Genomic DNA, 25,524 nt, shown 5'->3' on the forward strand with positions numbered 1-25,524 from the left:
TATGTCTGCTTAAAGCTGAAAACACATATCAGTCATTGTAAAATACAAAACTAAAAACTAAAATATGATCCCATTAAATGACATTTTGATTTTTGCATTATCTGCTTTGGTACTTGTTATCAGTCCAGGACCGAATATGATTTATTTGATTTCCCGTTCTATAACGCAGGGTAGAAGGGCTGGTCTAATTTCGTTAGCAGGCGTTGTTTTTGGTTTTATGTTTCATATCGTTATGGTTTCCTTTGGGCTTACTGCGGTGCTTTTTGCGGTACCATTTGCTTATGCAACATTGAAATCATTAGGCGTTATTTATCTTTTGTACTTAGCTTATCAGGCCATAAAACCAAACGGCAAAAATATTTTTGAAACAAGCAAAGACTTGCCTTACGATAAGCCTGGAAAACTATTCAGTACTGGTTTTTTTACAAATGTGCTCAATCCGAAGGTTGCAGTATTTTATTTATCCTTTTTTCCGCAGTTCATCAAGGCTGAATATGGTTCTATTATGACGCAGAGTTTACAACTTGGAGCTGTGCAAGTTCTAATTAGTTTTACAATCAACTTTATTATTGTACTAACGGCCTCAAGAGTGGCACTGTTTTTTGCCAAAAAACCTTCTTGGGTAAAAGTACAAAAATGGTTTATGGCAAGTATTTTAACTGGACTTGCAATTAAAATGGCATTGTCAAAAGCTAAATAGTAATGATAAAAAACTACCTTAAATTCTTCAACGTTTTAACAGACGATGGATGGAGTTGCTAACTTTGTTAGGACACAATTCTTATGCTCTTTAACTTAAAGAGTATGAAAAAGATCAGAAAAAATTACAGTTTAGAGTTTAAGATCCAAACAGCACTATTTACCTGAGAAGCCCCCCAAATGCATTTTCTGCTTTACGTGGCTCTGATCGTAATAAACAATACCATCGATACCGACTGTTTTAAGAAACCTGATTTAGCGTCTGATAAAAGAGCTTTTTGTTGACGTATCACGATGCTGAAATTTTGAAGAAGACAAAAGATCCAATATTTATTTTACGGTACATTTATTTACGATTAGAGATAGATTTCAAATATAATCAACGATCCCTATGTTACTATCTTGTACAGTCCTGAAATACATTGTTGTCGGCTGGAAAGGAAGTCTGATTTTAAAAATAGGCTGTTAAATTATACATTATTAGTAAATATGACTTAATTGATCGGTACGAAATTAAATTCTTGCATATTGTAGTTGTGTATATTATATTTGCGACAACAATAAATTTTTAAATATGATACAATTGACATTTGCCTCACTACAGGTTAAAGATCTGGAAGCATCAAAAGCATTCTATACAGAAAAATTAGGGTTTGAAATTGACAATTCAAATCCGCAAGCTTGTGTTTTTAAGTATAATCAGGGGCAAGCAAGTTTTGCTATCCGTACACCACTTGAAACATTAGAAGGGAAAGAACTAGGAATTGGTGTGGCACTTTGGTTTAGCATTAACGAAAATGTGAACGAATTGAAGGATAAACTCATTGAGAATGGTGTAACGACTGCGGGTCCAATTATTGAAACACCTTTTGGAAGGGCATTTCACGTGAAAGACCTTGATGGCTATAAACTTACTTTTTTGGAAACAAAATAATATGACTGAAAAAATAGAGTTTAAATTTAAATCTCCAGAAGAAAGTCCGGGTTATCTCTTAGGACAATTGACAACATTATGGCAGCGGAAACTGAAGAAGGTTTTGGACCCGTTAAATGTGACACAAACACAATTTGTCCTTTTGGCATCATTAGGCTGGCTTTCTAGAGAAAATGACAATGTAACACAGGTGGACATTGCCAACCAGGGGAATGCAGACAGAATGATGGTCTCCAAAGTACTTAGAACTTTGGAGGAGAAGAAATTTATCAGCAGGCAGGAACACCAAACGGACACAAGGGCCAAGGTGATCAAATTGACGATCGAAGGCGCCAAAGTTTTACAAAAAGCATTGACAGCGGTTGAAAATGCCGATATAAACTTTTTTTCAGCTTTAGACAAAAACCTTATTTTGTTTAATCAGAATATGATAAGTTTGATACAACAAAATAAAAATGAATAAAATAAGCACTTATCCAATGAGTTTAAAAAAAAGTTAACTGCAACCTAATCAAATAATACTAAATACTAAAAATTGTTCGAGCAAAAATAAAACTGTTCAAAATTCGGAATATAATGTTCAGTTTTCATCCTTAGCACATAAATGGAGTAATTCTCAACGCAAGGCTTTAAAAAGGAATAATTACTATAAAAAATATATACTAGATCTTCGTTTATTATATTAGAAATTATCTGTTTTTATATTCTGTTCAAAATCAAATTTTAGAGTACCATTAAGGTGTCATAGTAAAGAATATTATTGGATTATTTTTTTAATACTAAAAAATATTGCAGTGAGTATATAAATGCTCACTGCAACTTTAATGTTTATCTTCCTGTTACTTGCAGGTAGTTGGTAACATTAATCTTATACTGAGTCTTAGCTTCTGTAAGTTTATCTTCAGTTTCAACTTTTATGGCTTGTGCTTCCAAAAGATCAGAAAGCTGAATTAGACCATTATCATATGAGTTTTTATTCACCCGTACATTTTCTTCTGCCTGTTGCAAAGTTTCTTTTAAGAGAATGATCTTGTCGTAGGATTCATTAAGGTCGGTCCAGGATTTTTCTATCTGTAAGCCGAGAAGCTCAATATTCTCCATACGATTATTTTCAGTAATTTGAGTTCTGTATTCCTGCTCTTTCATTTTGTGTTTTGCCCCCCACCAATCTGTTATAGGTATAGATAATGATGCATAAAGTAATCCGTTAAAGTCTCCTTTTTGTCCCTTTAAAAAAGGATCCAGGTAATATCCTGTGGCACCAATACCCAGCTGGGGAAGATAATCTCCTTTTGTTAATTTCTGTTGTAATTCGGATGCCTGCACAGATTTTTCGAGTAGAACATATTCCGAACGAAGTTTCACCGCGTCAGAGGGAATCACATAAAAAACCACAGGAGGTTGGGGCTCCAATAGATCACTATTTAAATGAATGTCTGCAGAATAAGGAATTCCAATGGTCTGTGAGAATTGCATCAGTGCTAATTTCTTACCATTTTCCAATTTATTTTTACTGACCTTCAGTTCGCTTTGGCTGATCTGTATTTTGAGAAGATCATTTTTAATGATCATACCGGCTTTAAAAGCATTATTTATCTGTTTGTACATTGATTCCAGAAATTTCTCATAATTCTGCAATGTTTTTTGTTTTTCTAAAATAGAAATGACCTGCCAGTATTGCTGCTCTGTTTTTATAAGCACCTCATTTTCGTTAATTTTTTGCTGATGTTGCTTTACATCAACGTTCAGGGACGCCAGTTGATTGGCTGTTTTAATTTTATTTCCTGCGTACACCGGCTGAAGGATATTGACGGAACCTAGTCCCATTTGATTGAAAAGACTGATGTTTGCGCCCGGAAAATAAGCAAATTGTGTTGCTGCTGCGAGGTTAGCCGGGTTTCCATCATACACAGGAAGATTTCCTCCTGTCATATTGACTTCCAGTAAAGGATTGATGGCCTGCATAGCAAATACCGATGCAGATGCACTTGGGAAGTATTTGGTGTAAGCTTCTTTTTTTGTTTCTCTGGCAGCTGACGTTTCAAGGATGCTATTCTTTACGGATCTGCTGTTTTGAAGTGCCAGTTCTTTACTTTGCTCGATGGTGAGCGTTTGGGCAGACACTGACGTTGAAAATAACGCCAGTGTTGATATGATGATCTTATTCATTTTTTTAACTATTAATTGATTGAGCTTAGATTTTAAGCAATCTGATAGGTGGTTTTCTTATCTTCATTCTTATAGGCAAACCAATAGATCAAAGGAAGCATAATGAGGATAAAGACCATAGATATCAGCGTTCCAAAACAGATAACGGTTCCCATTGGCGCCCAAAGCGGGCTTTTGCTAATGATCATGGGAATGACTCCCATAGATGCTGCCAGAGAAGTGAGTAGAATAGGGCGCATTCTTCTTTTTCCGGCTTCTATGCAGGCTTCGTAAACAGACATCGATTGCTTATGCCTTAATTCTTCGATGTAATCATACATAATGATCCCGTTTCTTACGATGATTCCGATGAGGCTCACAAGACCCAATACAGATGTTAAAGAAAATTCCATGTCCATCATTAATAATCCTGCTGCGGCACCCAATAAGCTGAATAATGTCGATACAAAGACCAGAGTAGCCAATTTTATCTTTTTAAAATGGAAAACCAGAATAAAATAGATAATAATAATAGAGATGATCAGCGCGGATAAGATCTTGGGTAACGTTTCGGCTGTGTTTTCTTTAAGGCCGCCATAGCTTACCGTTATATTTTTAGACTGTAATTCTGGTGTTATTCCATTGACAAATTGCTCTACTTCTTTTTGTGTGGAATCCGGTCGGCGACCCCGTTTCATATCAACATACACAGAAAGTGTCCGAATACCGTTTCGGCGTACGATCTGCCCTTCATGCCACCCGGAGGTAACTTTTGCAACCTGGCGTAAGGGAACTGCCGGAGAAAATAGTCCTGTAACATATTCATTCTCTACATCAGAGATCTGTGGGTCTTTATTCTCCCATCTGGATTTTAAAACTACAGGAAGATTATAATCTTTCTCCCAAACGGATGTTATCGGAAGCCCTCCAAACCTGGATGTCAATCCAAGACCTAAAACGCCTTCATTGATTCCCAGCCTGTTAGATTCTACCGGGTCAAGAGCCACCTGGATGTCCGGAAGGATTTCCTCATAATTGGTATGGACTCTTATAGGATCGTCCAATTTTTTGATCTTACTTTCTAAGTGATCTGCCATTGCTTTTAAGTCTGCTATATGATCACCACTCAGTCTTATTTCCACATCAGCGTCTACACCTGCCTGATAATCCATCTGTTTGAATTTTATATAAGCATTAGGATAGTATTTGGCGTATTTGGTGCTGTATTCGTCCAGCATCGCAACCGTTTCTTTACTGGATGTTGTATTTACAATGAATTGTGCGTAATTAGGTCCTCCAATTTTTGGTGCATAAGTCGTATGGAACCGGGGAGAGCTTGTGCCGATGAATGAGGTAATAGATTTTACTCTTTTATCTTTTTCAAGAATACGGTTCAGGTCTTTTGCAACCATTTCAGTTTGAGCCAGAGAACTTGCCTGGGGGAGATAGATTTCTACTGCAAACTGGTCTCTTTCAGCAATAGGCATTAATTTTAAAGGAATTTTTGTGAAAAGGAATATCCCTAAAACGACCGATACTATTCCAAGAATGAAGGTGATCTTCGGAAAACGGAAGACTGCGCCCAAAATGCTGTCATAAACAGATTGAAGTCTGTCTAAAAATGATTTTCCTTTTTTGCGGCTTCCATTTTCAGCACTGTGCAAACCTTTGGTCACAAATGTATATTGGAGGAAAGGGACTAACAATACAGCTGCTGCCAATGAAACCGAAAGCGTGATAAGTATGGTCCAGGGGAACATTATTAAAAAATCATAAAGCTGTCCGGTAAACGTGATAAGAAAAGGAAAGAACGTTAATCCTATCGCTAATGTTGCAGAAAAGATAGCTTTGAAATATTCCTGGGCGCTTTCAATGGCGGCCTCTTTTCTTGGTATTCCTTCATCAATTTTTTCGAGATAACTGTCGATAATGACAATAGAATTGTCCACGATCATTCCCAATACAACGATCAATCCTGCCAATGTTACTGTATTGAGTTCTATTCCAAAGGCGAACATCAATGCCAAAGAAATAAAAATAGAGATCGGAATCGTAGAACCCGCAACGCCTGCAACCCTCAAAGGTAATAGAGCAACTACGACCAACACCACAGCAATAATAGCAATCAGCAATTCTTCTAAAAATGAAGAAATAGAAGTCTGTACGACTTTGGGCTGGTCGGCAATACGATATACTTTTACATCGTCTGGAAGTGTTTTTTCAAATTGTTTCAGCACCGCATCAACATCTTTTCCATAATCCACAATATTATAACCTGAGCGCATTTCAGTAGAGAGGATGAGTGCTTTTTTATTGTTACTGACGGTGTAGCTTGTGGGTTTTGGATATTCTCTCACCACGGTAGCAACATTTTTGAGCCTGATATTATTGCCTTGCGGATCTGAATATACAATTTGCTCTTCAAGATCTTTTTCAGAAGAGAATGGTCGCTCCATGTGGATCGGGACCACGAGTTCATTATTATCCACAACACCTGAAGTTCCGGTGATCCCTTTGGTGAGAAGTGTTTGATAAAGAGAAAAAAGATTGATGCCATAGCTTGCCACCTTTTCCTTGTCTATGTAAATGCTTAGCTGTTCTTTTTGCTCACCAAAGCGTCTGAGATTGGAAACAGATTCTATTCCCCTTAATCGCCCTTCAAGGTTTTCGAGATAGTCATTGAGCTGTCGGTAAGTCTTCGTGTCTGATTCCAAAGCAATCAATAATGCAGAAGTGTCTCCAAAATCATCATTGGCAATAACTGCTAACACTCCGGATGGAAGCTGTGGTTTAAAAGTGCTGAGCCCGTGTTTTATTTTAGACCAGACCTCGTCTTTATTGTTCACTTCATCATTCAGCTCCACAAAAATATATACGATGCCATCCCTCGACATGGAGTATGTCTTTGATTTTTTAACTTCCTTGTAGGTAAAGAGAAATTTTTCAAGAGGTTTTGCCAATTGCTCTTCCACCTCTGCAGATGTAGCTCCAGGATAAACTCCCACGACAACACCCTGACGTATAGTGAATGCGGGAAACTCCTGTTTAGGCATTTTAAAGAGCGCATAAACTCCGAATATGATAAGGGTAGATACCAGCAATAGTACAATTTTGTTGTATTCCATTGCTAAAGCGATCAATCCTTTTTGTTTTTTGTTTTCCATAGCCGATTAATCTTTGTTTTTTGCGATCACTGGTGCACCGTTACTTATATTTTGGTAACCTTCGGTAATGACTTCTGTTCCTTCGTTTAATCCATTGACGATCTCTACATTATTTCCGTAAAGTTTACCCATTATTACTTGTTTGTACTGTGCTTTGTTTTCTTTTGATCTTACCCATACAAAACGTTTTCCGGTATGGTCTACCTGTATAGACTTTAACGGAACAACAATATGTTTTTCGTTATTTCCGGAAGAGTTTAGATAGGCTTTACAAACCATTCCAGGCATTATTTTTCCTGAGGAATTATCAATTTTTATTTTAACATCATAAGTATGGGATATTGGGTTTGCGGAAACGCCTTTTTCGATAACAGTTCCCTTGAAGCTTTCGCCATTCAGTGCGGCAATTTTTACATTACATGATGTGCCTCTGTTTATTTTTGAAATTTCATTTTCCGGAATGGCCGCTTTTACTTTAATTGAACTGACATCCATTATCTGATAGACCGCTGATCCCGGAATTACATTGCTTCCCGGTTCTACCAGGCGTCTGCTGATGACTCCAGATTGCGGAGCATAAAGGTTTCCGTCATTTAGATTTTTACGGGCAATTGCTTCATTAGCTTTCGCTTGCTCTAATTGTGTTTTTATTTCTATTAATTTAATTTCGGGTAAGCTTTCGGATTTATACATTGTTGAAAGTCGTCTGTATGCATCTTCCGCCTGTCTTAGGCTTGCCAATGTCAGATCGTGGGCACTTTTCAATGAAGATGTATTAAGGCTCGCAAGCAATTGTCCCTTGCTTACTCTCTGCCCTTCATTGAGATACATGTTTTCTATTGTCCCTAAGACCAGAAAACTGACCTCAAGCGTATTCTCACTTTCAACGGTTCCGATATATTCCTGTTGGGTAGATAAATTATCGTAATGGATAATTTTTGTTTTAACTTTCACTGGCGAGATGGAAGATTGCTCAGTTTTTTTTTCGCAGGAAAAAAGGAATGCACTGACCGTCAGAATAGTCAATATGCCATTATTTTTTAGTTGTAACATAATTCGGTAATTCATTTGATCAGCAAAATTCAGAATATAAAGGTTTTGTTTGCTGATGTTTTAGTAGGTAGTAATGTTCAAAAAGTCGTTTTTTTTGTAATTTTACACCATCAAAAAAATAATGATGGAAAATCTTGATTATTTTAGACGTATCAGTTTTGAAGAGCTGAATGCAGAAAATAATGTATTTTCTAAAATAGAGGATCTAATCGTTTCTCAAAAATCCTCAGCGATCCGAAGTTTTAGTTTTGACTGGAAATACCCTCATATTTTGGAAGGTATTGGTTTTACATTCTGTACAAAAGGACGAGCTGTCATTACTGTAAATCTTACACGGTATGTGGTGGAGGCGAATATGGTTGGGGTCATTCTTCCCAATTCGCTTGTTCAGATCGAGGAGCAAAGTGAAGATTTTGAGATCGAATTTATTATATGCTCTTTCGATTTTATCTCTGATATTCAGCTGACAAAAGAATTCGGAGTAATAGGAAACGAGGTACAGCAATTGCCTGTTTTTTCTGCAGACGAAATTATATTTAAAGAACTGCTTGCGCTCCACGGATTCATTGTAATGCAATATGAAAAAAGTACAACATATAGCCTAGAGATTGTAAAAACTCTGCTCCATTCGCTAATTTTTCTGCTTTTGCAATGTTATTCAGAACTTCAGGTTTTAGATAGTGGCAAAAAAAAATCCAGACAAGAGGATATCTACAGAACTTTTATGTCTTTACTTTTTCAACATTATAAAAATGATAGGAATGTAAGTTTTTATGCAGATATGCTCTCTTTGACGCCTAAATATTTTTCAAAAATAATAAAGGACACAAGCGGAAAAACTGCAGGAGAATGGATTGATGAAATCGTAATAATGGCTGTTAAAGGCATGCTGAAAAGCTCAAGTCTAACTGTTGTGCAAATTGCTGATGAGTTTAATTTTTCCAATGCCTCTTTTTTCGGGAGCTACTTTAAAGCCAGAACAGGACAAACGCCATTGGAATACCGAGGTCTTAAATTGAAAAATAAGGACTAAAATTATTTTAATCCTTATTTTTTTATGATTATAGATATTTATTCTACTGGATACTCATTCCCCCATCGATGATCTGTTCTGTACCGGTAAGAAAAGAGGATTCGTCGGAAGCGAGGAATATTACAAGGTTGCTTACCTCTTTTGAATCTGCCATTCTTCCCAGTGGAATAGCATCCGCTGCGCCACTGCCGTCTTCGTCTGTGGCCTCCACCATCATTGGTGTCTTTATGTAGCCGGGATGTACTGAGTTGGCTCGGATATTTTCCTTCCCATACTCAACTGCAGCAGCTTTGGTCATTCCACGTACAGCAAACTTACTTCCCATATATGCCAAGCTGGGATAGCCCGGGATAGCAATGATCCCTGCTATTGATGAAATGTTGATAATGGAACCTATACCAGCTTTCTGCATCGATGGTATTGTATATTTCATCCCGTAGAAAACACCATTTTGATTGATGTCAACAACTTTCTGATATTCTTCTTCTGATATTTCGGTTATCGTTTTTATTGGTCCAAGTATTCCTGCGTTGTTTACCAGGACATTGACCGGTCCAAATCTACTTTCCGCCTCTGATATTACTTTTTTCCAATCTTCTACACTGGTAACATCTTGTTTTACAAAAACAGCATTCTCTCCTAATTCATTTGCGATCTTTTGCCCTTTTTCTTCATTAAGGTCAGTGAAGACCACTTTCGCACCCTCGGCTACGAAGGTTCTTACATGGGATTCTCCCATGCCCTGTGAGCCACCTGTAATGATGGCTATCTTTCCATTTAGTCTGCTCATAATATTTGATTTAAATTATCTTAAAGTGCTTAGAAGCCCTCCGTCAATCGGAACAACTGCGCCATAGATATATTTGGATTCTTCGCTGGCTTGAAATAATGCGAGGTCAGCTACTTCTTGGGGCTTACCATACCTACCTGCGGATATTTTGCTTAAAGTGTTCATTATTCCCGAAAGTGTTCATTATTCCCGAATTCGGGTCATCGATCAGACTTTATATCATAGGAATTTTTATTAATTCTGGCGCAATTGCATTTGCCCGGATTCCGTGTAGTCCATAATCAGCATTTAATTGCTTGGTAAAACCAATTACTACATGTTTTATTGAGGTGTAACCGATTCCGCCTCCGTCACCGATACCTGTCTGTATGCCTAGTGCCTTTCCTCCCTCGTTTGCAATTTCGTAAATGACCTTGTTTAGCTCTTCCTCATCTGTAATGATGGGCACTTTGCCATTTGATCTTTTCATACTGATCTCTTTTGATAAATATAAATATTGATTTGCATGATACCGTCGTCCATTCTAGAATTCGGTCATGCTTTTATATCAAAATAAAAATCAATATTACCACAAATCAAAAGGATCTGAAATGTCTAAATCTTTACATTATTTACCTAATTCTCTACTGCTGAAATCCTGCTACCAGTTGATTTCTATATTTTTTTGGAGAAACCTTCATGTTTTTTTTGAAGAATTTACTGAATGAGTAAATATCTTTGAATGATAATTTTTCTGCAATTTCGCTGATGTTATTATCAGAATTCTTTAGTAATAGGATAGACTGGTCCAATATTGCATTTTGTATTATTTTGCTGGGAGTTGTGTTCAGAGAGTTTTGCACGATCTTATGCAGATAATTTACAGTGATATTAAGCTCAAATGCATAATAGTCAAGATTTTGTTCTTGCAGATAGTTGTCATTGACCAACCTTATGAAGCTTTCTACAAGATGATGACTTCTATTGAAAGAGAATTGTTTGGATGAAGATCTATATTTACTTATTACCAGGTCGGTCTCACTGATAAGCACCAACATTAAGTTCTTGGCCGTCTGCTCCCACAGATCCGAATTTATGAAAGAAAGGAGATCAAAGATCTTTGAAAAGAGATCTTTTAAGCGATTGAAATCTTTAGACTTCAAACTATAATAGGTCCCGAAACGTCGCTCAAGAAAAGTTTTCTCTGTTATTGATAAAAAATGATTATCGAGGGTTTGGATGAATTTTTTATTAAACAGGACAAAAGCACCCTTTGTACCCGGGGAGATTTCAACGATCTTGAGATTCTGATGAGGTCGATATATAAAAAAAGACCGCTTCTTATTATCTATATGAAGTAATTCTCCATCAAGTTCCACAACAAGTTGCCCTTTATTAATGATTCCATATGAGAAATAATCAGGTGTCAGGATAAATGGCTCAAAAGATTCAGGTATATCCGTCAGAAATAAAAAGTCCTCGGTATAATTCCATTCTAATTCACGAAATGTGATAATATTTTTAATCGAGTATGAATCCATTGGAAAGGTAATTGTGTTAATAAATTTAAATTTATTGGCTAAAGATGAACATTTTGAATGCAATTTTTGTACATATCTTAAGCTTCTGTCAAATTATTTAATTTGTTGAAAAAAAATATGTTTTTGAAAATCTTGAAAGCAAAATTATAAGATGGCACAAGAGATACAAAATTGTATTAATTATTTAGGCTGAATAATGACAAAGTGGATCAACGGAAATTCATTTTTAATATGTTCACAAATACGTTGTATTGGGTAGGTGATGTCTTTTTGTGTCAAGACGTTCCTCAAAATCAATAATGAGCATCAATACGACTTCCTCCGGTCAATTTGTAATGCTGTTTGATAACTCATTCAATGTGCTTGGGAATCAGCTTTCACAAAATTTGTTACTATACATTTACCGATTTTTGATAGGTATAGATAACTGATTTAGTTGGCTGATGATGATTTTTACTATTCAGAACTTATTGCTATCTGATTAATGTTTCTAATGAAATTTGTGACATTCCATGATTCAATCACGTGACTTTCCAAAAGCTATCGCTGAAAGGAGGGTTTTGTTCAAAAATCAGTTACATTTTGTTATTCGATTTTGCTCTTCATTCCAGAAATAATCCGTTGTCTATGGATATATCCCCAGTCTGCTATTGTATTGGTCAGTTGTTTTAGAGATTTTCCGTAGTCTGTTATCTGATATTCTACTGCAACAGGTGCCGTATTCAGTACACGACGATCGATCAATTCATTTATTTCCAGATCTTTTAACTCACGGCTGAGCATCTTTCCGGAAATACCCGTAACCTCTTTCAGAAGTTCAGAATATCGCATTGGTTTATAACACAAACACGCAATGATGGACATTTTCCATTTTCCATTTAAAATTTCCATCGTATCACTAATTGCCAATATTTTTTGGCTGCAATCCTTTACTAAATCAAATTCCTGTTCCATACCATTCACTTGGTTACCCGTTTGTCACTATAACTTTTTGTCACTTAGTTACAAATGTACGCATTGAAGCAATAACTTTGCTCCTCTAATTTATAAATAATAAAAAATGGATCTAATCAAAAATTTACAATGGCGTTATGCGGTCAAGAATTACTCAGATGAATCAGTAAGCGAAGATAAAGTAGACCAAATTATCGAAGCCATCAATCTTACTGCCTCGTCCTGTGGAATACAGCCCTACCGTCTGTTTGTAATTACTAATCCGGAGCTAAGACAAAGATTAGGAGAAGGTTCATTTAATGCACAGATCCACGCTTCTTCTCACTTATTGGTTTTTGCAGGCTTCAACGAGATCACCAATGAGTACATCACTGATTATGTTGAGATGATGGAGCAGCAGCGGAATTTGGAAAAAGGAGGATTAAAAATACTGGAGGATACATTGATAGATTATTTCTCTCCTCAGACGCCCGAACAAAATGCAATCTGGTCGGATAAACAAGCTTATATCGGGTTGGGCACTGCTTTGATTGCGGCGGCAGAACTTAAAGTGGATGCGACGCCTATGGAAGGGTTTGATCCAAAATTGTTTGACAAAGTTTTAGGCCTATCAGAAAAAGGTCTTCATGCCTCGGTCATCATATCATTAGGGTATCGTGATGTTGCCAACGATTATCTAGCATCAGCTCCAAAAGCCAGACTTCCGATCGATGAATTTTCTACCAAAATAAATTGATAAACCACAAGAGGGTAACGGTTCAGATGTGGAGTTTTTTCGTAAACTGATCTAGTTTTTTATTGTGAAAAATTAAATTGTTTCCTTTGGTTAGTGCAAATTTTTATATTTGCATCATCAAAACTAAAACGTTCTTTAAGTTTATCAATAAGAAAAATAGGTAACGATACTTTTAATTATTTAGCAGTAGTTCGTGGCAATATCATGGCACTTTTGATTTTCAAAATAAAGAAATCAATATCTATCATATATAGAAAGAGTAGGTTCGAGACCCTTTCTCTCCGCAAGTTGAGAAACCAAAATAAGCTAAAATGCTGTAAACATCAATGTTTACAGCGTTTTTCGTTTGAGCGCTAGTATCAAAAAAAATCAAAATAGGCCACTAAAAATTCAGAAAGACCCGACCAATAGACAGTCTAATGATTGTACAAAACATTCAAGAAGTACTGTGAAAGGGATAGCCTTACCGAATATGAATTGTCTTTCTTGTCTAAGTTTGATAAATTTTTAATAGGTCAGAATCAATTTTCGCTCATTTTAAAATTATTTCTAAATTGTAAGTCGAATAATTAAAAGAAAATCCACTTGAATATTGTAGAGGATTCTAAACAAGTTTATGGAGAAAGCTTAACTGTAAATAAAAGAGTTATACAAATTATTTCAGTTTCATTCCGGATATTATCACTTTATCGGTCCACTTTCTGCGTTGTGTTTTGTCTGAAGTTTTAATAATTCCGATAATGGTCACTTTTACAGGCCTCACGCCGCAAAATTCCAATATCGATTTCTTAAGCTGGTTAATACTCGGACGACCAAAAAATAGGCGGTAGTACCATCCCGGCTGGTCCATCGTTGTTATAATATGCGCTGTTTTTCCCATAAGCAGCTTATCCCACCAGACAGAATTCTCCCGGTATCTGAAAGCCAATCCTGGAAGAAAAAGCCTGTCTATAAATCCTTTCATTAGAGCCGGAAAGCCGCCCCACCAAACAGGATGCACCCATACGATGTGATCAGCCCAAAGAATTTTTTCCCAAGCTTCAAGCAGGTCCTGTTCAAGATCCATTCTATTCTGATAGCCATATTTCAAATTCGGATCAAAATGAAGATCTGCAATAATAATCTGTTGAACATTTGCGCCGGCTTTTTCTGCACCTTCTCTATAGGCATTCATAATGCCGAAATTGAAAGATTCCCGGTTGGGATGGCCGTTTATGATCAGTACATTTTTCATATGTTTGTTTCGATAGTTATACCTTCATATTCAGCCAACGACTGATAAAGTTTTATCGGATCGTGAAGTTGATGGGCAAAATATATCTTGTTTTTAAAATCAGTATGAAGTAACATTTCGGTATGTAAAACTGTTGCAAGCGCTGTGAGTTCTGCCTGTCCTTTTTTGCTTTGAAGACTTAGTTTTTTTTCTCCCTGATCATCTTTGATTACAATTTCAAATACAGACTGATCACCGTTTCCACTCGAACCGAAAATAGCCCGACGTTCCTTCAATGATAAAATATTGAAAATCCTTAACTTTTGGAATGTTCCCAAAAGCCAGGTGATGAGTTTTGAATCATAGGTCATTTTAACATGGACTGTAGGTATTTTTTCAATCTGATTTAAAATATATAGATCTGGAACATCAAAGTTATAAGCCTGTCTCTTTCCGATCCCGAAAGAAAACTTAAAATCTTCAGAATTCAGAAAATGTCTTACAGGTATTTGTCGGTTACTCTGATAACAGATAAATGGTTTAGCTACATTTTCAGCCATAAAATGAGCGGAACTTTCTCCTGCCAGATCCTTTACAGAGTAGTATACATACAATTTTGCTTCCTGGATGTTTTCGGGAACCCGAGATAGAGTATTCATAAGTCCGCTGACGAGTCCTCCCATCCATCCTGAACTGAAAACGATTCTACTGTTAATATTTGGAATAGCTGCTGCTATAGTTAGAGCTTTTACAAGATCAGGTGTCGGTTTTGTAATGTCAATGTAGTCGATAGCGTTATCAATAGCAAACCTGAGAATATGATCCTCTTTATCATTGACGGCAAGAATAATAAGATCAATATTCCTGTTTACGACATTCATGAAAGTTTCAGGCTTATTGACATCAATCATTATGTCGTATTCCATAATCGCTTCTTTCCGACTGCCGATATATATAGTATACTCTTGATTTCTGGACTGCAGAATCCTGTGTATCGTTTTTCCAACCATTCCTTTTCCTCCTACGATTAAAATATTTGAACCCATAATACTGTATTATTTTTTTACAAAACTACAGGAATGCTAATCCTTGGCGCAGGACAAATGTCTAAAAAGAAATGTCTTTTCTGAGACGGCTTAAATGCCGTTGGGTAACTCCCAGATAGGTAGCCAGATACTGAAGCGGAATCTGTTGAATGAAATTAGGCTGATTCTTCAGAAGGTATTCATATCTTTGAGAAGCATTATTTCTCTGAAGCTGAAAATATCGTTCTTCCAATTCTATATATTCCATTTCCGCAATTATTTTGAGAAAAAGAACCCATCTTGGGTTTTCGTGAAAAAGAGCTTCCACTTTATCTTTATTGAGTACAAAAATATCTGCATCTGCAATTGCCTGTATGGTTTCTTTGCTGGGTTTTCCTGAAATAAAAGAAGAGTAGGAGGCTACAAACTCATTAGGAAACCTGAAACAATAGGTCATATCTTTGCCGTCATGAGTTGTATAAAAAGTGCGGAATATTCCGTTCTGAACGAAGGCGATTTCTTTACATCTGTCGTTTTCCCTTACGAAATATTCATTTTTCAACAGTTTCCTGGTCTCAATCAGTTGGGCAAAATCTTCTATTTCTTTGTCTGAAAATATTTTAAAACTTTGAATGTAACTAAGAATCATTGTGCACTGATTTTATAGAAATTATTAATCAAATATAATTCTTTATCTGCTCCTTTAAGCTAAAATGATGATGATATTACTACTATTGATAGAATTTAATTTATTTAAAAATTATTTTCTATTTGAAAAGAAATGCTGCATCACTTCTCAACACCGGGCGTATAAATATGAGCGCCAGATTGATTATTATGCACCGTTCCATTAATTAAATTAAATTAAATTAAAGATTCGTCTGCCGATCAATTTATATTTCATTCAACTTTCTTTGGGAAGATGCCTACAGCTTTTTAAATATCACGTTCAACTCTATTTCTTCAAGTTCCTTGCGAAGTTTCAACAGCTCTTCTTTTATCGGAGGAAATTGGAAATCCTGGGACGATGTCATAGGATAACAATCTAAAGATTTTATTCAATAGAAACCTAATAATGAAACAAAATCTAGTTAATTTACTATAAAGCTTTAATAAATTTACGAAATACCGTAATTTAAATTTAATGATTTTAAAAGTAATTGTTTGATTTTTAAATGATTGTATTTTTGGGTTGTTTTTTGGAATTAATGTTATGAATTTAATTATTAATCAAAAAAATAGAACAATGAGTACATTAAAATTAAAAGACGGAACAGAGATTTTCTACAAAGATCAGGGACAAGGACCAGTGTTGATGTTTCACCACGGATGGCCTTTATCATCAGACGATTGGGATGCACAGGTCATTTTCTTCTTACAGAGAGGTTATAGAGTAATTGCCCACGACAGAAGAGGTCACGGTCGTTCCAGCCAGGACATTTACAATCACACCATTGAACAGTATGCTTCTGATGCAGCTGAACTGGTAGAATTCCTTGACCTGAAAGACGTAGTTCATATCGGACATTCAACGGGTGGTGGTGAAGTAATCCGTTATGTTAACAAATATGCCAACGGAAGAGCTAAAAAAGCAGTTTTAATCAGTGCAGTTCCTCCAATTATGGTAAAAAGCGACAGCAATCCTGATGGAGTTCCAATGGAAGTTTTTGATGGCATCAGAGATCAGACATTAAACAACAGACAACAGTTTTACATCGACCTGACTTTCCCTTTCTACGGATACAACAGAGAAGGTGCAGATGTGAAAGAGGGAATCCAAAGAAACTGGTGGAGACAGGGAATGATGGGAGGTATTGTCGCTCACTATGACGGTATCAAAGCATTTTCTGAAACTGATTTCAGAGAAGATTTAAAAGCCGTTGATATTCCTGTTTTGGTTCTTCACGGAGAAGATGACCAGATTGTTCCTTACCAAAACGCAGGATTAAAATCAATTAAATTATTGAAAAACGGAAAAATAATTACTTATCCGGGTTTCCCTCACGGAATGCCGACTGTACAGGCAGAGACCATCAACAATGATTTATTGGCATTCATCACTGAATAAATTCCATTTAAAATTATTCTAACTCAAAAAAAGTTTTTATGGAAAATTCAAATACAAACGCATCGGCATTTAATCCTGAAGATTTCGCAATCGTAAAGGCTCGTACTTTCGATGAATTGGTGATCGGAGAAGTTTTCAGAGCACCGAGCAGAACATTGACGGACGCTCACGCATCGGCTTTTCAAACGGTTTCGTGTGATAATCATCCGATTCATTACGATGCAGAATATGCGAAAAGATACGGTCACGAAGCTCCGGTTGTCCACGGATTACAGGTTTTGGCATTTACCGCGCCGGGAGCAACGTTGCTGCCCCATTATTTTGGAAATGTTTTCATCAGTTTTCTGGAGCTTTCGTGTAGTTTCTTAAAGGAAGTTCATGCCAGAGATACATTATATTCTTCGCTTACGATTACAGATCTTACACCGCAAGAAGATAAAGGTGTCGTCACCACAAAAGTGACCATCTATAACCAAAAATCTGAACTTGTACTGGAAGGCCAGCATAAATACTTACTGAAAAGATAAAATTCTTCTTTTTGAATCTGTTGTCTCTTTTATAAACCGAAATTATCTTAGAATAAGTGGCAGCTGATTCGAAAAATTCCACTTAAAACTTAATTAATCACCTCTGACATTTTTAAAATAAATCTGTCAAATATCAATCTTTAATATAATGAAATTAAAATCAATCATCGGTGCTGTGGTTTTATTGACAACAGTATTCGTTACAGGTATTCAGGCACAGAATACAGGAAAATCAACAAAAGCCAGAGCAGAATATATCGAAGTAGAGCCCAATGTAAGGCTTCATGTGACCGATCTTGGAGAAGGAAAAACGGTAGTTTTAATTCACGGTTATCCTGTGAGTGATGCTTCTTGGGAATATCAATATCTTCCTTTAGTCAAAGCCGGTTATCGTGTAATCGGAATTACTTTGAGAGGATTCGGACAGTCTGACAAACCTTACGGAAAGTACAATTATGACCAGTTTGCTTCTGATATTAAAACTGTTTTAGATAAATTAGATATCAAAGACGCAACATTGGGTGGACATTCCATGGGGGGAGCGATTGCATTGCATTACGTTGCGAAGTACAACAGTGCTCACATCAGTAAATTAGCGTTGTTCGCTGCAGCAGCACCTGTTCACACCAAAAAAGCAGATTATCCTTACCCATTATTTACTAAGGAAGACATCACCAAATGGGTAGATCTTGTAAGTGTAGACAGACCAGGATTACTGAATACGATAGGTGAAAGGTTCGTTTTATCTGCAACATCTGTTTCATCTGGTGTAGGTGCTTGGTTGGGAAGTATCGAAATGCAATCATCTGCTTATGCAATGGAACAGTCATTAATCGCTTTAAGAGACGAAGATTTGAGAGGCGACCTGCCGAAGATCAAGATTCCAACCCTTATTATGCAGGCAAAACAAGACAAAATAGTGGCTTACGCTTTGGCCGAACAAATGAATAAGGCAATCAAAGGGTCTAAGTTAATTCCTTTTGAGAACAGCGGACACGCATTATTCCTGGAAGAAAAAGACAAATTCAATGAAGAATTATTAAAGTTTCTAAAGCAATAAATTTTTTCAACTAAAAATTAACAATAAAATTTTATGAAACCATCACCAAAATTATTATCTCCGGACAACCATGCTCTTGTATTAATCGATTTTGAAGGTCAAATGGCATTTGCAACGAAAAGCATCTCAATGAATGAACTGCGTAATAACGTTGCCGTAATTTGCGGAGCTTCCAAAATATTCAACGTTCCGACAATTGTAACAACTGTTGCTGAAGAAAGTTTCTCGGGACCTGTTTTCCCAGAAATTGAAGAAGTCTACCCAATGGCAACTTCAGGATACATCGACAGAACTACAATGAACACTTGGGAAGACGAAGCAGCTTATAAAGCGATCGTAGGAACTCAAAAGCAAAAATTGGTTTTTGCAGGTTTGTGGACGGGTGTTTGTATCGTAGGACCGGCATTGTCTGCAATGGAAGAAAATTACGATGTGTACGTAATTACCGATGCTTGTGGCGATGTAAGCGATGAAGCGCACGAAAGAGCTATCCAGAGAATGATTCATTCAGGGGTAAAACCAATGACCTCCATCCAGTATATTTTAGAACTTCAGAGAGATTGGGCACGTCAGGAAACTTATGTTGCCGTAACCGATTTGATGAAAAAATACGGAAGTTCTTACGGGTTGGGAATTCACTACGCCCACAATATGATTAAACATTAATCTAAAATTTTCAATGTTGAAATCTGCATATTACTTATCATCTTTAAAAGTTGTAATTAGTATCATCTTTTTCTGCACTCTAGACTTATCCGCTCAGAGCTTCAAGCTCCTGCGCTATGATGAAAACTATGAATATTTAAAAGATTCTTCTGATACATTTTATAATAAGGTTAAATTTCTTCCACTTAACGAAAAGAAAAATATCTATCTGTCTTTGGGGGGAGAAGCACGGTATGAATATGTGGATTTCAACAATGAAGATTGGGGAAGACAGAATATCGGGCACAACAACTTTTTTCTGCAACGATACGATGCTCACGCAGATCTGCATTTGGGTGAAAATGTAAGAATTTTTTCACAAATTCGGAGCGCATTACAAAACGGGAGAAAAAACGGATCCAGAGGAATCGATGAAGATCAGTTGAGCATTCAGAATCTATTTGTAGACATTAATATTTTTAAAAATCAGGATAGAAAATTGGTTTCCAGAGTAGGACGGCAGGAATTGGATTATGGCTCAGGAAGGTTGATTTCCGTACGAGAAGGTCCAAACGCAAGACTTTCTTTTACAGGAGCAAAATTGATGTATTCTGAGAAAAATATATCAGTCGATGCCTTTGCAATGATGGCAGACAGCGTCAATGTTGGAGTTTTTGATAATAAAATGTCGCAACAGCTTAATCTTTGGGGATTATATTCCAAAATAATTTTTCCTAAAGCCGGAAACCTTGATTTGTATTACATTGGAATCAGAAGAGACGAATCTGTTTTTGAAGCAGGAACCGCCAAAGAAAAACGTCACACGATCGGCGGGAGATTCTGGAAATACGGTGGAGGATTCATTTATAATCTGGAAGCGGCTTATCAGTTCGGAACTTTCGGAGAAGGAAATATCAGTGCATGGACAGGCTCTGTTGATGTCGGATATCTGTTTGAAAATGTTAAGTTTAAGCCAAGTATTAATCTTCGTAATGATTACATTTCCGGAGACGAATCGAAAGACGACGGAAAACTCAATACGTTTAATCCATTGTATCCGAAAGGAGGTTATTTTGGCTTCAGTCCACAGGTTGGACCGGTCAATTTAATTGATATTCATCCGTATGCAACGTTGGATTTAACATCTAAACTTAAAATGCAGGTGGACGTAGTTTTCAACTGGCGATATTCTCTGGATGACGGTGTTTACAGACCAAGTGGAGTCCTCAACCGTCCCGGAAGCAGCTCAGATAAAAGATATATCGGAACGGCTTATCTCACCAATTTCACTTATAGTTTTAACAGATATATTTCTTTAGTGAGTGGGCTTCAGTATTTTCAAAAAGGTGCTTTTATCGAGGATATTATTCCTGATGCGAAAAGCGGAGTCTTTTATAATGTCCGTTTAGGATTCAAATTTTAATCATCAAGTGTGTTTTGAACTTTTATAAAAAATTGAAAAAGATATTTTGTTGGTAATTGCAAAAACGCAAGGTTTTTTTATTTGCTTCTGTTATTAAGGCACAAGAAATCAAAGATTTTCAGCAAATGCTCTTAGAATTCAGAAGACTGAAATTTTATCGCAGATAAACCCTTGCGCCTTAAAATATAGTCTATAGTATAATTTACGTCTTTGCGATTACCAACTATAAAATTAAAATTTAACCAAATTATTATTAAAACCATTTAATTATGCAAAATTCAATTTCAAAATATTTTAGCTGGCCTAAAGCGATGTTTGTTGCATTTGTTCTGGCAGCTTCAGCAACTAATTTCGTTTCAGCACAGTCAGTTCCTGAAACAAAAACAGCTATCGGAACCACAACGACTTGGGGAAAAGTAGATGGGGTTTCTATTGTTGGCCTTGTGCAAGGTCCTTCTGCAGCAGTGGCAGACTTACAGATTGCCTGTGTTTTTGAATATACGGAAGGCGACATTTTCAACTCACCTGCTTTACCAAAAGAACTGAATGGAATGGTTCATTTGGATGAAGCGTTAAAAGGAATTATTACCGATGTCAGAAAAAACGGACAGTTTAAAGGTCATGCATTAGAAACATTATTAATCGCTCCGCCAAAAGGAAGTTTATCATCAAAAAAATTATTGTTAATCGGATTGGGAAACAGAAATTCTTTCGATGCTGAATTGATGAGAGAAGTCGGAAGTGTGGCGATGAGAGAAGCTTTAAAACTAAAAGTGAAAACCGTTTCTTTTGCCAGCGATCTTAAGGACGCAGGAGTAGATTCTCCCACTGCTTTAGTTGCAGAAAACGTTGTTTTGGGAGCTTTTGATGCCTACCGTGTACAGACTTATTTAGATAAAAACCATTTGTCTGAAAAAATGACCGTGCAGAAACTTATTTTATTGGCAGGACCTGCATTCTTTACGGTTGCCGGTGGTGGAATTAAAGAAGCAATTACAAAACTTAATACCAAATAATGATGAAGGCAGATTTAATTTTATATAACGGAAAAATTCACAGTTTCAACAAAGAAACGCCGGATATTTCTGCGGTAGCAATTAAAGAAGGAAAAATTATTGCTGTTGGAAATGATGCCCTGGTTGACCGGTTTTCAGAGGAATCGACAAAAATTATCGATTTAAAAAAGAAAAGAGTAGTTCCCGGAATTAATGATTCACACATTCATTTGATTCGTGGCGGATTAAATTTCAATCTTGAATTAAGATGGGACGGCGTTCCTTCATTAGCCGATGCCATGAGAATGTTGAAAGATCAGGTTGACCGCACACCTTCTCCTCAGTGGGTTCGTGTTGTCGGCGGCTGGTCAGAATTTCAGTTTGCAGAAAGAAGAATGCCGAGTTTGGAAGAAATCAATACGATTGCTCCCGAAACCCCGGTTTTTATACTTCATTTGTACGACAGAGCATTAATGAACAGAGCTGCATTAAAAGCAGTAGGCTACACAAAAAATACGCCGGCTCCTCCGGGCGGACAGATTGAAAGAGATGCTAACGGTGAACCTACAGGATTGATTATCGCAACCCCAAATGCTATGATTTTATATTCAACTTTAGCAAAAGGTCCGAAACTTTCGTATGAGCATCAGGTGAATTCTACGAGACATTTTATGAAAGAATTAAATCGATTCGGAATTACCAGCGTGATTGATGCAGGTGGTGGTTTCCAGAATTTTCCGGATGATTATCAGGTGGTCAATGAATTAAATGAAAATAAACAGCTAACGGTAAGAATCGCTTACAATTTGTTTACTCAAAAGCCAAAAAATGAGTTTGAAGATTTCAGTGAATGGATTGATACCGTAAAATTATATCAGGGTGATGATATGTATCGTCACAACGGAGCTGGAGAGATGTTGGTTTTCTCAGCGGCAGATTTTGAAGATTTTTTACAGCCAAGACCCGATTTGCCCGAAAATATGGAAGCCGACCTTGAAAAAGTTGTCCGTTTATTGGTGGAAAACCGTTGGCCGTTCAGACTTCATGCGACTTACAATGAAAGTATTACCAGATTTTTAAATGTTTTTGAAAAAGTAAATCAGGATATTCCTTTCAACGGACTTCCGTGGATTTTTGATCACGCAGAAACAATTGATGAAAGGAATATCGAACGAGTAAAAATGCTCGGCGGTGGAATTGCTGTCCAAAGCAGAATGGCGTATCAGGGAGAATATTTTACCGACCAATACGGTGCAAACGCCGCTGAAAATACACCACCTATTAAAAAAATGCTGGAAATGGAAGTTCCTGTTGGCGGTGGTTCTGATGCGACAAGAGTTAGCAGTTACAATCCGTGGGTTTCGATGTATTGGTTGACAGTCGGGAAAACGGTTGGCGGACTTCAGTTGTATACCGATACCAGATTAGACCGAAATACCGCGCTTGAATTATACACCAAAGGAAGTGCCTGGTTTTCTCAGGAACAGCAGAAAAAAGGGGATATTCAGGTCGGGATGTTTGCCGATTTAGCGGTTTTAGATAAAGATTATTTCACGGTTGAAGATGAAGATATCAAAAATGTGGAATCTGAAATGACGGTTGTAGACGGAAAAATTGTTTATGCAAAAGGTGAATTTTCATCATTTGCTCCACCTTCGATTCCTATTCTTCCGGATTGGTCTCCTACGAATTTGTACAACGGTTATTCTCCTGTCGGCGGACATTTTCAAAAAGAAATTGAAAAAAATACGAAGTCCAGTCTAAAAGCTCCGTTGACTTCTCAGATTCACAGTTGTGCGGGAAGTTGTGATGTTCATAACCACAATCATGACCATGCGAGAATGAGCAATCTTCCGGTGAATAATTATCATTCGTTTTGGGGAGCACTCGGATGTTCTTGTTTTGCTTTTTAAACTTAAAAAATTATGGAAATTTTAAAACAAATTCTATCTTCAGATTTAGGATCATCGTTTAACGATATTGCTTTTCTGATCTTCAGAGTACTTCTGGCTGTTGAGCTGTTCAGGGTTCATGGACTGAAAAAATTCAGGCTGCAAAACGGACAGAAAGAAATCATCCCGAATCCGCTGGGACTTCCTAATAAAATGAATGCCTTTGTGGCTTCGTTTTCCGATTTGGTGGTTCCTTTTTTAATTATTTTAGGATTGGGAACAAGGCTCGCAGTTTTGCCGACGATTGGCGTGACAGCGATTGGGTATTTCGTGGTTCACAGAAAAGATTCTCTGGAAGTGCGCGATGTTCCTTATATGTACACCTTATCTTTATTGTTGATTCTTGCGTTGGGCGCAGGAAAATATTCACTCGATTATTATTTATTAAACCTTATTTAAAATGAAAACATCCATTGGAATTAAAACAGAAAACTTAGCAAAAGTTGCTGAAGTATTGGTAGCAACATTAGCCGACGAATTTGTGCTTTACACTAAAACAAGAAAAGCGCACTGGAATGTAGAAGGCGCAGATTTTTACAACAAACATTTGTTTTTTGAAGCGCAATATGAGCAGTTAGATGAAATTATAGATAATCTTGCCGAAAGAATCAGGATGTTAGGACATTATGCTCCGGCTACGTTGAGAGAATATCTTGCGTTAACCCATCTTTCCGAAAGTCATTTGGAAGCTAATGACAGTTTGACTTACATAAAAGAATTGCTATCTGACCACGAAAGTATCATCATTCATCTTCGTGAAAATATTGAAAATTTTGCCGTTGAATTTCATGATTCAGGAACGAGCGATTACATCACCGGATTATTGGAAAATCATGAGAAAATGGCCTGGATGCTTCGTTCACATTTAAAATAAAAAATATGGAAGTAAAACATAATATAGGTTTTGTCACCTTATTGTTAACGATGATCGCTGGCTATTGTGATACGGTAACTTTCGTGGCTGCGGGTTCTATTTTTTCAGCGCATGTTACGGGTAACTTTATTGTTTTTGCCTACCAGTTTGTGAAGGGTTCTGATATTAATGCATGGGTAAAACTCTTAACTTTTCCGGTATTTATTTTAGCGGTCATAGTCGGTGGAAGAATTGCCGCAAAGGTTCTCAATCATTACACGATTTTGTTTTGGGAAGGATTGCTTCTGTTTTTCGCCGGAATTTTGGTCGCTGTTCTCAATTATAATGGTGTTTTCACGGAAGTGATGATGTATGCAGTCGTGATGCTGACTGTTTTTGCGATGGGACTTCAGAATGCTTTCGGAAAGTTGTATGCGAAAGAAACGCACGGTCCGACAACGATGATGACAGGAAATGTTACCCAGGCTTCTCTGGATTTTGGAAATTTAATTAAAAATAAATTCAAAGATCCGGATGCATGGGGAAGTTTAAAAAAACAGATGATTACCATTTTAGGTTTTCTGGTGGGATGTTTTTTAGGCGCTTATGTGGGGAAGCAATTTGGTCTTGTAACCTTGGTTTTTCCAGGCCTGGCGATGATGATCTGTTATTATTATCATCGTAAAAACTGATCTGAAAATTTCACAATTATTTGGATAATAGATTATCTTT

Annotated in this window: 26 protein-coding genes; 15 read left to right on the forward strand and 11 right to left on the reverse strand. The window is 36.8% G+C overall.

Translation table 11 applies throughout. From position 1 onward, the window contains the following. The first annotated feature begins 64 nt into the window (after positions 1-64). The 3 genes from ABD745_RS05410 to ABD745_RS05420 all read left to right on the forward strand — a co-directional run bounded on the left by ABD745_RS05410 (position 65) and on the right by ABD745_RS05420 (position 2,096). Positions 65-700: a LysE family translocator gene (locus ABD745_RS05410; protein ID WP_344826391.1), complete on the forward strand. Its 636-nt coding sequence runs from the start codon at positions 65-67 to the stop codon at positions 698-700. A 573-nt stretch (positions 701-1,273) separates the two neighbouring features. Next, positions 1,274-1,633, forward strand: a complete 360-nt coding sequence (locus ABD745_RS05415; protein ID WP_344826394.1) for a VOC family protein — start codon at positions 1,274-1,276, stop codon at positions 1,631-1,633. 1 nt (position 1,634) lies between these two features. Further along, entirely contained in the window at positions 1,635-2,096 is a 462-nt protein-coding gene (locus ABD745_RS05420) for a MarR family winged helix-turn-helix transcriptional regulator (RefSeq protein WP_344826397.1), read from the forward strand. A gap of 365 nt (positions 2,097-2,461) precedes the next feature. Here ABD745_RS05420 and ABD745_RS05425 read toward each other — a convergent pair whose 3' ends face one another. The 3 genes from ABD745_RS05425 to ABD745_RS05435 are packed head-to-tail and all read right to left on the reverse strand — an operon-like array spanning position 2,462 to position 7,998. Then, entirely contained in the window at positions 2,462-3,802 is a 1,341-nt protein-coding gene (locus ABD745_RS05425) for a TolC family protein (RefSeq protein WP_344826400.1), read from the reverse strand. 32 nt (positions 3,803-3,834) lie between these two features. Beyond that, positions 3,835-6,945 (reverse strand): efflux RND transporter permease subunit, encoded by a 3,111-nt coding sequence (locus ABD745_RS05430; protein WP_344826403.1) that lies wholly within the window; start codon positions 6,943-6,945, stop codon positions 3,835-3,837. Positions 6,946-6,951: 6 nt separating this feature from the next. Beyond that, positions 6,952-7,998 (reverse strand): efflux RND transporter periplasmic adaptor subunit, encoded by a 1,047-nt coding sequence (locus ABD745_RS05435; protein WP_344826406.1) that lies wholly within the window; start codon positions 7,996-7,998, stop codon positions 6,952-6,954. 121 nt (positions 7,999-8,119) lie between these two features. Between ABD745_RS05435 and ABD745_RS05440 the strand changes: the two genes are divergently transcribed. Continuing rightward, entirely contained in the window at positions 8,120-9,031 is a 912-nt protein-coding gene (locus ABD745_RS05440) for a helix-turn-helix domain-containing protein (RefSeq protein WP_344826409.1), read from the forward strand. 43 nt (positions 9,032-9,074) lie between these two features. Here the strand turns inward: ABD745_RS05440 and ABD745_RS05445 are convergent, their stop codons facing one another. From ABD745_RS05445 to ABD745_RS05460, 5 genes are all read right to left on the reverse strand, one after another. Beyond that, on the reverse strand, positions 9,075-9,821 hold the full coding sequence (locus ABD745_RS05445) for a glucose 1-dehydrogenase (RefSeq protein WP_344826412.1): 747 nt from the start codon (positions 9,819-9,821) through the stop codon (positions 9,075-9,077). Between the two features lie 15 nt (positions 9,822-9,836). Beyond that, complete coding sequence (locus ABD745_RS21535; RefSeq protein ID WP_425549782.1) at positions 9,837-9,986, reverse strand: SDR family oxidoreductase; 150 nt, start codon at positions 9,984-9,986, stop codon at positions 9,837-9,839. Between the two features lie 49 nt (positions 9,987-10,035). Further along, on the reverse strand, positions 10,036-10,290 hold the full coding sequence (locus ABD745_RS05450; protein ID WP_344826415.1) for an SDR family NAD(P)-dependent oxidoreductase: 255 nt from the start codon (positions 10,288-10,290) through the stop codon (positions 10,036-10,038). A 154-nt stretch (positions 10,291-10,444) separates the two neighbouring features. Next, positions 10,445-11,341, reverse strand: coding sequence for a helix-turn-helix domain-containing protein (locus ABD745_RS05455; protein WP_344826418.1), 897 nt, complete (start codon positions 11,339-11,341; stop codon positions 10,445-10,447). Between the two features lie 585 nt (positions 11,342-11,926). Further along, complete coding sequence (locus ABD745_RS05460) at positions 11,927-12,250, reverse strand: winged helix-turn-helix transcriptional regulator (RefSeq protein WP_344826421.1); 324 nt, start codon at positions 12,248-12,250, stop codon at positions 11,927-11,929. Between the two features lie 151 nt (positions 12,251-12,401). On the opposite strand from ABD745_RS05460, the gene ABD745_RS05465 reads away from it, so the two are divergent. Further along, positions 12,402-13,031 (forward strand): nitroreductase family protein, encoded by a 630-nt coding sequence (locus tag ABD745_RS05465; protein WP_344826424.1) that lies wholly within the window; start codon positions 12,402-12,404, stop codon positions 13,029-13,031. Between the two features lie 655 nt (positions 13,032-13,686). Here ABD745_RS05465 and ABD745_RS05470 read toward each other — a convergent pair. The 3 genes from ABD745_RS05470 to ABD745_RS05480 all read right to left on the reverse strand — a co-directional run bounded on the left by ABD745_RS05470 (position 13,687) and on the right by ABD745_RS05480 (position 15,918). Then, positions 13,687-14,265 carry an NAD(P)H-dependent oxidoreductase gene (locus tag ABD745_RS05470; protein WP_344826427.1) on the reverse strand — a complete coding sequence of 193 codons (579 nt, stop codon included), beginning with the start codon at positions 14,263-14,265 and terminating at the stop codon, positions 13,687-13,689. Beyond that, a complete protein-coding gene (locus ABD745_RS05475; RefSeq protein WP_344826430.1) occupies positions 14,262-15,290 on the reverse strand; it encodes a saccharopine dehydrogenase in 1,029 nt (342 codons plus the stop codon). The genes ABD745_RS05470 and ABD745_RS05475 overlap by 4 nt, the downstream gene beginning before the upstream one ends. 61 nt (positions 15,291-15,351) lie before the next feature. Next, on the reverse strand, positions 15,352-15,918 hold the full coding sequence (locus ABD745_RS05480) for a Crp/Fnr family transcriptional regulator (protein ID WP_344826433.1): 567 nt from the start codon (positions 15,916-15,918) through the stop codon (positions 15,352-15,354). Positions 15,919-16,515: 597 nt separating this feature from the next. On the opposite strand from ABD745_RS05480, the gene ABD745_RS05485 reads away from it, so the two are divergent. The 10 genes from ABD745_RS05485 to ABD745_RS05530 all read left to right on the forward strand — a co-directional run bounded on the left by ABD745_RS05485 (position 16,516) and on the right by ABD745_RS05530 (position 25,484). Further along, a complete protein-coding gene (locus tag ABD745_RS05485) occupies positions 16,516-17,337 on the forward strand; it encodes an alpha/beta fold hydrolase (RefSeq protein ID WP_344826436.1) in 822 nt (273 codons plus the stop codon). 38 nt (positions 17,338-17,375) lie between these two features. Further along, a complete protein-coding gene (locus ABD745_RS05490; protein ID WP_344826439.1) occupies positions 17,376-17,864 on the forward strand; it encodes a MaoC family dehydratase in 489 nt (162 codons plus the stop codon). Between the two features lie 148 nt (positions 17,865-18,012). Then, a complete protein-coding gene (locus tag ABD745_RS05495) occupies positions 18,013-18,924 on the forward strand; it encodes an alpha/beta fold hydrolase (protein ID WP_344826442.1) in 912 nt (303 codons plus the stop codon). A 33-nt stretch (positions 18,925-18,957) separates the two neighbouring features. Continuing rightward, entirely contained in the window at positions 18,958-19,590 is a 633-nt protein-coding gene (locus tag ABD745_RS05500) for a hydrolase (protein WP_344826445.1), read from the forward strand. A 13-nt stretch (positions 19,591-19,603) separates the two neighbouring features. Next, positions 19,604-20,992 carry an alginate export family protein gene (locus tag ABD745_RS05505; RefSeq protein WP_344826448.1) on the forward strand — a complete coding sequence of 463 codons (1,389 nt, stop codon included), beginning with the start codon at positions 19,604-19,606 and terminating at the stop codon, positions 20,990-20,992. A gap of 269 nt (positions 20,993-21,261) precedes the next feature. Next, entirely contained in the window at positions 21,262-22,008 is a 747-nt protein-coding gene (locus ABD745_RS05510; RefSeq protein ID WP_344826451.1) for a M17 family peptidase N-terminal domain-containing protein, read from the forward strand. Then, positions 22,008-23,900 carry an amidohydrolase gene (locus ABD745_RS05515; RefSeq protein ID WP_344826454.1) on the forward strand — a complete coding sequence of 631 codons (1,893 nt, stop codon included), beginning with the start codon at positions 22,008-22,010 and terminating at the stop codon, positions 23,898-23,900. The genes ABD745_RS05510 and ABD745_RS05515 overlap by 1 nt, the downstream gene beginning before the upstream one ends. A 12-nt stretch (positions 23,901-23,912) precedes the next feature. Next, the gene (locus tag ABD745_RS05520) at positions 23,913-24,338 is read left to right on the forward strand and encodes a DoxX family protein (RefSeq protein WP_344826457.1); all 426 of its coding nucleotides are present in this window, start codon (positions 23,913-23,915) and stop codon (positions 24,336-24,338) included. A 1-nt stretch (position 24,339) separates the two neighbouring features. Next, positions 24,340-24,813, forward strand: a complete 474-nt coding sequence (locus ABD745_RS05525) for a Dps family protein (protein ID WP_344826460.1) — start codon at positions 24,340-24,342, stop codon at positions 24,811-24,813. A 5-nt stretch (positions 24,814-24,818) separates the two neighbouring features. Then, a complete protein-coding gene (locus tag ABD745_RS05530) occupies positions 24,819-25,484 on the forward strand; it encodes a YoaK family protein (protein WP_344826463.1) in 666 nt (221 codons plus the stop codon). Positions 25,485-25,524 lie beyond the last annotated feature (40 nt).

The organism is Chryseobacterium ginsenosidimutans, assembly GCF_039536845.1.
GTDB lineage: Bacteria > Bacteroidota > Bacteroidia > Flavobacteriales > Weeksellaceae > Chryseobacterium > Chryseobacterium ginsenosidimutans_B.